Origin of the sequence: Pseudomonas kitaguniensis (genome assembly GCF_049199985.1) — a bacterium.
GTDB classification, from domain to species: domain Bacteria; phylum Pseudomonadota; class Gammaproteobacteria; order Pseudomonadales; family Pseudomonadaceae; genus Aquipseudomonas; species Aquipseudomonas kitaguniensis.
The window spans coordinates 1-9,990 of the sequence record NZ_JBLZPT010000047.1; the positions used below are offsets into that span (position 1 = coordinate 1).

The 9,990-nt window shown below is 61.9% G+C and carries 3 protein-coding genes; all 3 read right to left on the reverse strand.

From position 1 onward, the window contains the following. Positions 1–517 precede the first annotated feature (517 nt). The 3 genes from recD to recC are packed head-to-tail and all read right to left on the reverse strand — an operon-like array spanning position 518 to position 9,725. On the reverse strand, positions 518–2,608 hold the full coding sequence (gene recD, locus ACOZK9_RS27260) for an exodeoxyribonuclease V subunit alpha (RefSeq protein ID WP_421556977.1): 2,091 nt from the start codon (positions 2,606–2,608) through the stop codon (positions 518–520). Beyond that, complete coding sequence (gene recB, locus ACOZK9_RS27265; RefSeq protein WP_421556978.1) at positions 2,605–6,276, reverse strand: exodeoxyribonuclease V subunit beta; 3,672 nt, start codon at positions 6,274–6,276, stop codon at positions 2,605–2,607. The genes recD and recB overlap by 4 nt, the downstream gene beginning before the upstream one ends. Continuing rightward, complete coding sequence (gene recC / locus ACOZK9_RS27270) at positions 6,273–9,725, reverse strand: exodeoxyribonuclease V subunit gamma (protein WP_421556979.1); 3,453 nt, start codon at positions 9,723–9,725, stop codon at positions 6,273–6,275. The genes recB and recC overlap by 4 nt, the downstream gene beginning before the upstream one ends. Positions 9,726–9,990: the final 265 nt, after the last annotated feature.

Genomic DNA, 9,990 nt, shown 5'->3' on the forward strand with positions numbered 1-9,990 from the left:
TCCATTAAGTGTGGGAGCGGGCTTGCTCGCGATGACGGTGGGTCAGTCAATAAATCAGTAGCTGAACCACCGCCATCGGGAGCAAGCCCCCTCCCACAGTTGAACTGCGGCAGCTGCAAAATTCTGCGCCACATTCCAATAAGTGTGGGAGCGGGCTTGCTCGCGATGACGGTGGGTCAGTCAATAAATCCTTGGCTGAACCACCGCCATCGGGAGCAAGCCCCCTCCCACAGTGGAACTGCGACAGCTGCAAAATTCTGCGCCACATTCCAATAAGTGTGTGGGCTTGCTCGCGATGGCGGTGGGTCAGTCAATAAATCAGTAGCCGAACTGCCGCCATCGGGAGCAAGCCCCCTCCCACAGTGGAACCGCGACAGCTGCAAAATTCTGCGCCACATTCCAATAAGTGTGGGAGCGGGCTTGCTCGCGATGACGGTGGGTCAGTCAATACATCCTTGGCTGAACCACCGCCATCGGGAGCAAGCCCCCTCCCACAGTTGAACTGCGCCACATGCCGCTAAAGGCTGGGCTGCTCAAGGTCCGCTATATTCTCAGGCGCGGCGTCCAACTCCAGCATCAACCCGCTCAAGCGTTTGACCTTGCGCCGCACGGCCTCTTCGAATACGCCGCCGCGCGGCTCGATCAGGCTGAACCAGCGTTTGGCGCGGGTGATGCCGGTGTAGATCAGCTCTTTGGTCAGCACCGGGTTCAGCGCATCCGGCAATATCAGCGCGGTGTGGGTGAATTCTGAGCCCTGGGATTTGTGCACGGTCATGGCGTACACGGTTTCCACATCGTTCAGTCGGCTCGGCAAAACAAAGCGTACGCCGCCCTGGCCATCGTTGCGTGGGAAAGCCACGCGCAGCACCAGCGGGCCGCCATCGCTCTCGGGCAGTTTGAGGGCGATACCGATGTCACCATTCATTAAGCCCAGCCCGTAATCGTTGCGGGTCATCAGCACCGGGCGGCCTTCGTACCAGTGTTCGTCGCCTTCGATCAGCCGCACTTTGCGCAGGGCGGCGGTGATGCGCAGGTTCAAACCTTCTACGCCCCACGGGCCTTTGCGCACGGCGCAGAGCAGCTGGAACGCGTCGAACGCTTGCAGCAGGTGTTGCGCCCAGAGGGTCCAGGCGGGGTTTTCACGCGGGGTATCGGCTGCCGGGCGCGCGCTTTGCAGCAGGTTAAGGTAATAGCGATAGCCTTGGGCGCCGTCGCCCTGCCCGTCCAGCACCAAGCGCTCCAGGGCAGTGTCGTGTTCGCCCTTGAGGCTGACACAAAACAGGTCAGCATGACTGCGAGCGGCCAACAGCGCGCGCGCTTCTTCGGCATTTTGCTGGTTGACCCAGCGTGCCAACTGGCCGATGCCACTGCCTTCACCAAAACGCCGCGAGTAGCGCAGCATCACCACTTGCTGAGCCAGCGGATGGCTGCCGTCGAGGTCTTCCTGCAGGCCGCTGGCGCCGAGGTCTTCGCCGCTGACCGCTTGCAGCCACTGGCGCGTATCGGCGCTGTACCAACCGGCCTCGGCGTCGCGGCACAAATCGCCGAGTACGGCGCCGGCCTCTACCGAAGCAAGCTGGTCCTTGTCGCCGAGTAATACCAAGCGCGCGTGGGGCGGCAAGGCGTCCAGCAGGTTGGCCATCATTTCCAGGTCGATCATCGAGGCTTCGTCCACCACCAGCACGTCCAGTGGCAACGGGTTAGCCAAGTGATGACGAAAGTGCCGGGTGCCGGGGCGACTGCCGAGCAGGCGGTGAACCGTGGTGACTTGCGTCGGGATTTTTTCGCGCACGTTGTCCGGTACGTTCAGCGACAGCACTTGCTGGCTGATCGATTCGGTCAGGCGCGCGGCGGCTTTACCGGTCGGCGCAGCCAGGCGGATGCGCAACGGGCTGCCGGCCTCCACGGCGGGCGCCTGCAACAGTGCAAGCAGGCGCACCACGGTGGTGGTTTTGCCGGTGCCGGGGCCGCCCGTGACGATGCTGAATGCACCGCGAGTGGCCAGGGCGCAGGCGAGTTTTTGCCAGTCGATAACACCATCGGGCGGCGCTTGGTCGAACAAACGGTTGAGGCGTTGCGGCAAATCGGCGGCCACGCTTTCCCGGGTGGCCAGGCGCAGGCGCAACGCTGTGTCGATGCGCCGCTCGTAGGCCCAGTAACGGCGCAAATACAGGCGCTTACCGCACAGCACCAGGGGCCGACTTTGGGCAGCGTCACTGCCATCGACAGCCCGCGCGACCAAACGACTGGACGCCAGCGCGTGGCACCATTCGGCGCCGTCCAGGCCAACGAGCAATTGCGAAGGCAGCAGCATGGCGCCGGTTTGCTGGTCGCCCTCGGGCGGCAGCGACAAGGCAAAATCCGGCGCCTTGAGGGTTTCGAACAGGTCGAGGCATACGTGGCCGTGGCCGAGTTGGTGACTGGTCAGCGCTGCCGCCAGCAACACCAAAGGGTCCGCGTGTGGATCAAGTTCGTGCAAAAAGCCGACGAAGGCTTTATCCAGAGCGCGCAACCAGCCGCGATCAACCCAACGCTCCAGCAACTGCACCAAGTCGGCAGCACGACTGAGCGGCAGCAGGTCCTCAAGCGGTAAAGGCGACAGGCTCATAACAGCACTCCTTGTTCCCAGGCGGGCTCAACCTTGGGCGGTATTGGCTTGCCCTGGAACAGCAGGTCCAGGCCTTCGATCAATTCGCGGGGCGGCCGGGTGAAATACGCGCCGTGGCTGGCCGACTGGGTGCCGCGCAAGAACAGGTACAACGCACCGCCGACGTGGCGGTCGTAGTCGTAATCCGGCAGGCGTGCCTTGAGCTGGCGGTGCAAGGCCAGCAGGTAAAGCACGTATTGCAGGTCGTACCGATGCTCCAGGATCGACAGTTCCATGGCGTCATGGGTGTAGGCCAAATCGTCAGGGCCGAGCCAGTTGGATTTGTAGTCGGCCACGTAATAACGGCCGTCGTGTTCGAAGGTCAGGTCGATAAAGCCCTTGAACATGCCGTTGAGCAGCACCGGTTCGGCGGCAACCCGCGAGACGCCGTTATGCGTGTACTGGCACACCAATTTGTCGAGGGCGAGCACGTCGACTTTGTGGCTGGCGAACCAGAATTCCATTTCGATCTGGTACTGCTGCAAGCTGCTCAGGGTGATGCGGTCGTTATCCACGGGCAGCGGCGTTTGCAACACATGCCCCAGCCAGCCACTGAGGGTGACGATCCAACCTTGCCAGTTACGGCGGTTGCAGCGCGCGCCCACAGCCTTTTCGATGGCCTCGGGTGTAACGTTGAAACCCTCCTCGCCCGCCCACTCCAACAGGCCGTGGAGGAAGGTGCCGGGGTTGGGACCGCGTGGGAAACGGTGAATATCGCCGCCGGACGCAGCCACTTCGCGCGGTGCGTCGGGGTCGAGGCGCTCGTCATCAAACAGCTTCTGGGCCTGTGGGCTTTCCGGTGCTTCAAGGCTGGCGGCGCTCATGCTGTCGCCAATGCGCAGCGCGCTGTAGGAGGCGATCCACCAGTTTTCGGCGGCCTTGCGCTTGGGCAGCAATGGCGCGAGCAAGGCGGCCTCGTTGCGTGGCGGGTAAAAAACCAGGTCTTGCGCTTCGGGCACGCAGGCGTAGTGGATGGCCGGGCAGCCTGCCTGCAAATCCAGCAGCCAGCGCGCCAAGCCCGCGGACTCGCCCAACGACGCGCCGCCGCCGAGCAGATACCCCAACGCGGACAGGTGCAACACGGAGCGGCTGTTATTGCCACGTTTGAGGTCGGCAATGCCAAGCCAGCAGGCGTGTTTGGCGCGGGTCAGTGCGACGTAGAACAAACGCAGGTCTTCGGCCAGGCGCTCGTCATCGGCCTGAGCGATCAATTCGTCGGTCGGCCGCAGGCTGACGTGGGACTTGCCCTGTTCGTCATGGTAGTGAAGGGGCAATCGGCTGCCGTCTACCGGCTTGGCCGAGCAGATGAAGGGCAGAAACACCAGGTCGTATTCCAGGCCCTTGGACTTGTGGATGGTCACCACCTTGACCAGTTGCTCATCGCTTTCAAGGCGCAGAATCTGCTCTTCACCGGCTTGCGCCGACAACGCCAGGTGCTCGGCCAAATGACGGATCAACGCTTGTTCGCCATCCAGTTCCGAGGCCGCCTGTTGCAGCAATTCGCTGAGGTGCAACAGGTTGGTCAACACGCGTTCGCCGTCGCTGCGCGCGATCAGGGTTTGCGGCAGTTTGAAATCGTGCAGCAGCCGACGCAGCATCGGCAGCACGCCTTGGGTACGCCAAATCGCGCGGTAGCCACGGAATTGCATCACGCGGGTTTCCCACGCGAGTTCGTCCAGGTTCAGACGCTCCAGTTCAAGCAGTGGCAGGTTCAGGGTGACGCATGCCAGCGCGGCGCGTAGCGGGCGTTCTACATCAGGTTCGGCGCAGGCCTTGAGCCAGGCCAAAAGGTCATGCGCTTCCTGGGCGGAGAAGACTGAATCTTTATCGGACAGGTATACGCTGCGCACGCCACGTGCGGCCAATTCGCCGCGCACCGCTTGCGCCTCCTTGCCGTCGCGCACCAGAATCGCGATGTTTGACGGCAGCACGCCTTCCAAGCGCTGGTCCTTTACAAAACCGGCCGTGCCTTGCTGTCCGCCATTGAGCAGCTCGACGATCTGCGTGGCGCAGGCCGCCGCCAGTTGCTGACGATACACCGCGTTGGAAATCGGCTGATCGGTGGGCAGGTGCCAGAGGTTCATCGCCGGCAACGTCTGGCCATCGACCTGCAGGTGCTCCTTGCGGCCTTGCGATAACACTGGGTGGAACGGCACCGGGTTATCGCCCGTCGGCTCGCGGAACAGGAATGCGCCACGGCCTGTTTCGGCACGCTGGAACACATGGTTCACCGCCTCGACCATCGCATGGCTGGAGCGGTAGTTAGTGCCTAACGTGTGGTGGCGGCCGGTGGTTGATTGGCGCGCACGCAGGTAGGTGTAGATGTCGGCACCGCGGAAGGCATAGATCGCCTGCTTCGGGTCGCCGATCAGGAACAGGCCGCTGTCCGTGTGGTTTTCTTCGATGCGGTAGATGCTGTCGAAGATGCTGTACTGCACCGGGTCGGTGTCCTGGAATTCATCGATCAGGGCCACCGGGAACTGCTCGCGAATCACACTGGCAAGGCGTTCACCGCCGTCAGCCTGCAGCGCCGCATTCAGGCGGATCAGCATGTCGTCGAAGCCCATTTCGGCACGTCGGCGTTTTTCTTCTTCAAACCGTTTACCCACCCAATCGGCCGCATGTTGCAACACGGCGGCATCGGGGGTTGGCAACGCGTCCAGGCTGGCTTTGAGGCTGGCCATCGCGTCGATGCCCGGGTGATGCGGCGGCTCGTCCTTCCAGGCTTCGGCCATGCCATCGGGCGTGAGGCGGCTGAAGCCGGTGCCGATGTCGAGTTGTTCGAGGGTGTCATCAGCGGCCCAGTCGCTGATTTTTTCGAACCAGGGCTCGAAGTAACGCGCCTGCATCTTGCGACCGTCGACGGCTTTGGCGGCGACGGCTTGCAGGCAGATGTCACGCAGTTCGGCAGCCCATTGCTGCCAGGGCGCCTTGAGGTTTACCAACGCTTCACGGCGTTCTTGCAGGCACGCATTGATCAGCTCGGCGGGCTCGCGCGCATCAAGCGCCGGCCGTTCGCTGCCGAACAGCGCACGCACGCGCGGCATCAGCGCAGCGGGGCCGCTCCAGTTGTTGCGCACCCAGTTGAGCGCGTCGTCGTGCATCGGGTAGCAGAACAGCCGCCAGTAATCGCGCAGTACTTCGCCAAGCAGGTCGCTGTGATCAGTTTCCAGGGTTTGGGTGAACAGGCTGCCGCTGTCGAATGCGTGTTCGCGCAGCATCCGTTGGCACCAACTGTGGATGGTCGAGACGGCGGCTTCGTCCATCCATTGCGCGGCGATGTCGAGGCGGTTGGCACACGCGGGCCATTGTTCGGACGGGTATTGATCGCGCAGCTCAGCGATCAGCGCGTCAGGTTGCCCGATTTCATCGCGAAAGAACCGCGCGGCTTCGGCCAAGCGGATGCGGATGCGTTCGCGCAGCTCTTTGGTGGCGGCATCGGTGAAGGTCACCACGAGGATTTGCGGCGGCAACAGTTCGCGGTCAAAGCCGGTTTCTGCGCCACCGTGGCCGAGTACCAGGCGCAGGTACAGGGCGGAAATGGTGAAGGTTTTGCCGGTGCCGGCGCTGGCTTCAATCAGCTGGCTGCCTTTTAGCGGGAAAGCCAGGGCCAAGGGTTTGCTGCTCATGCGCTGGCCTCCTCGCTGCTGAGTGATCGCCATGGCGCGTTGATCAGCGGGCGATACAGGGTTTCGCACCAGCCTTCGAATTCTTCGCTGGCCACCAGCGCAGCGTAGTCGGGGAACTGTCGGGTAAGTGCCGGGGTTTCGCGGCGTTCGCCATCAGTGGTCAGGCCGTCGCCTTCGTAGGCTTTACTCGCGGCAGCCTGGGCCTTGGCGGGGTCGGTTTGGCCGAGCCAGGCAAAGGCTGTTTTGACCGCCACCGGCAGCGGTTTGCGCATGCCGAGTTGCCAGGCCAACAGCAGGTTACCGAGTATTTCCTGGGCGGCGGTTTTTTCCAACGGTGCCAGTAGCAAAGTATCGTCGCTCGCGACCAAACCGGTACTCAGCGGCAAACCGCACGCGCAGGCCACCACGTGATTGACCCAGGGACGAATCAGCCGATGCCATTTGCGCGTCTTGATCGAACCGATGCTGTTGGGGATGGTGGTCACGCTTAACAAGCCGCCATCACTGCGCCGATGCAGGCCGCCGACCCAGCCTTCCAAGTGAATACCGTGGTGCTCAAAATTGATCGGTTCGGCCGCCGTTTGTGGCGTGGGCCAGAGCGCCAGTAATTGTTGGTAACGGTGCACTAGATCGGGCAATGGCTCGACCAATTCGTTGCGCAGGCATTCGCCGAAACCGACCATGGGCAGCAAGCCGCTGCCTTGCAGGCGCAGGGCCTGAGCATGCAGGGCCTGGTCGACATGATCCGGTTGGCTGAGCGCGGCGTTGAGTAAGCTATCGCTGAGGCTGTAGCGTTGCAGCGCGTCGAGCACGAACGGCTCTTCATCGGCCAGCGGAACTTCGGCGGCTTCAAAGAACACTTTCAGACGCTGGCTGAAGAAGTGTTTAACCGGGTTGCGCAGGAAGTCTTGCAACTGGCCAAGGCTCAGCGGTTCGTCTTGTTGATGCGCTGGCAATTCTTCCTGGTTCAAGAGGCCGCCGGGCGATTGGTGCAGCAACTGCCATTCGCGGGCGTAGCTGAACAGCGCGTCACCTTCGTGAAAGTAGCGCGCGCTGAAAGGCTGGAGCGGGTGCTCCTGGGTCATCGCATCGATTAGCGCTGTGTCTGGTTGTGCGCTGTGCCAGCCGCTGGCGATATGGTCGCGCAATTGGCCGATCAAAACCGAGGCCGGGCGCTCACTGTTGTCGCGAATGCTGCGGCCCACCCAACTGATATAGAGTTGGTCGCGGGCTGACAGCAGCGCCTCAAGCAGCAGGTAGCGGTCGTCTTCACGGCGTGAACGGTCGCCGGGGCGGTAGTCGCTGCCCATCAAGTCAAAGTCCAGCGGCGGTTGGGCACGCGGGTAGTCACCGTCGTTCATACCGAGCAGGCAGACGAGTTTGAACGGGATCGCACGCATGGGCATCAGCGTGCAAAAATTGACCGCCCCGGCGAGGAAACGCTGGGACAGGCGGCCTTGGTCCAGGCCGGCTAACCACGCTTCACGGACTACGGTAAGCGGTAACTCGTCCTGCAGGCCGACGGACTCACACGTTTCCAGCCAATCTTCTCTGAGCTGTTCGAGCTGGCTCAGCAGGTAGTCGTCGTGTTCGCTGCTCGCGAGGAAGAACAACTGCATCAAGCGTTGCAGGCGCTCGCCCCACTCCTGTGGCGCGGCCGGTTGTGACAAGGCGTGATGGGCGTCGTTCAGCGCATCGAGCAACGCAACCAGCGGGCCAATCAAGGCGGCGTCGAGGCCACCGATTTCGTCGTAAGGCTCGATACCGTCACACGCGACGCCGGTGCCGACTGCGTAACCCAAGAGCATGCGGCGCAGGCCGAATCGCCAACTGTTTTGTTCCAGCTCTTTCGGTAAACCCAAGCCCGCACGTTGCTCGGCGTTGAGGCCCCAGCGGATGCCGGCGCCTTCGATCCAGCGATGCAGTGTGGGCAGGTCGCGTTCTTTGATGGCGAAACGTTCACGCAGGGCCGGAACGTCGAGCAGGTCGAGAATTTCGCTGACCGGGAAGCGGCTGTCGGGCAGCTTTAGCAGATGCTCGACGGCGATCAGCAGTGGGTCGCGGCCACGCTGGCCTTGGTCGGTCAGGGTGAACGGGATGAAGCGTGGTTCGTTTCGCTCAAGCTGTCCGAACACGGCGCGGATGTGCGGCGCGTAGCTGTCAACGTCAGGCACCATGACAATGATGTCGCGGGGGCGCAGCGCAGGGTCCGCACTGAAGCGTTGCAGCAACTGGTCGTGGAGTATTTCTACTTCACGTTGTGCGCTATGGGCAATGTGGAAGCGAATCGACGTATCGCGTTGCAGGTCGACAGCGGGCCAAAACTCACGAGTTTCATTGAGGGGGCGCAGCTCGAGAATATCGTTTTGCAACTGGTTGAGCAGCGTGGTGGGTTCGCTGTCACTGAACAGGTCGATTCGACCATCACTAAACGCGGCGCGGTAGCTGTTGGGATCGTCATAACTGTCGAGCAGGCTGATGTAGTCACGGCCCTGTTTACCCCAGGCGGCCAGCAGCGGGTGAGCATGCTGATGCAGGGTTTGCGGGTCGATGGTGACGGGCATGCCGGCCTTGCGCGCTTGGCGTTTGTACTCGTTACGCAGCAGGTCTTTGTCGGCGACGATGTCGGACCAATGGTGACGGCAAGGGTTGTGCACACACAGCAGCACTTGGCTGAAGCGTGCCAGGCCGGCGAGTGCTTCCAGTGCTTGGGCGGGCAAGGATGAAATGCCGAAAACGATAACGCGGGAAGGCAAGCCCGCAGGCGCTTGCTCAAGCGTATTGATGCGTTCGATAAAGCGCTGGTGAACGCCGGCGCGACTTTCGGCCATGCCTTCTTCACCCACATCCAAAAGGAGTGCGCGCCAGAGCTCAGCCTGCCAGCAGTTCGCGGGGTTCAGCGGCTTGGATTCGCCCCGCCCGTTGCGCAGTTGGTGGCGGCCAGCGGCCCAATCTTCCAGCCAATCGGCACGGTATACCTGGTATTGGTCGAACAAGTCAGCCAAACGCTCGGCGAGTTGGTAGCGTTTACGCAGGTCAGTGTCGTGGGTGAGGAAACGTTGCAGCGGCTCAAAGTGCGGTTGGTCGATGAGCTGGGGTAGCAGGCGCATCAGGCGCCACGTCAGTGGGGCTTTATCGAGCAGGGACTTGGGCGGGATTTGGTCACGGCCCAAGACCATACGATAGAGCTGCCACATAAAGCTGCCGGGAAGTTGCACATCGATTGCCGCAGCAATGCCGCAGCCACCCATATCATCTGCTTCCGGGTCTTCGGCCAAGGCTAACTTGAGCCATTGGGCGATGCCGTTGCTTTGTACCAGAGCGATTTCATTTTCCAGGGGCGCGAGCGGATAACGCCGCATCCAACTGACGACCAGGCTGCGCAGCTCATCCAGGCGGTTGCCGTGAACCACCATGAATCCAGCACTGAGGGACGTCGCATACGGCATAACGGCTTCCTTGGGAAAACCAAAATCGAGGGATCGACTTTAGCATTGAAGGCGGCGTGGGCGGTCTTGGGATGAAAGAACTGTGCACATTTGTCTCGTGCGCTGCGGTGGGCCAAGCAAGCTGCACAGGTTTCCGAGCGCCCAAAACAAAACCCCTGTTTGCGTTAGCAAACAGGGGTTCTGGAATTTAATCTTGACGATGACCTACTCTCACATGGGGAAACCCCACACTACCATCGGCGATGCATCGTTTCACTACTGAGTT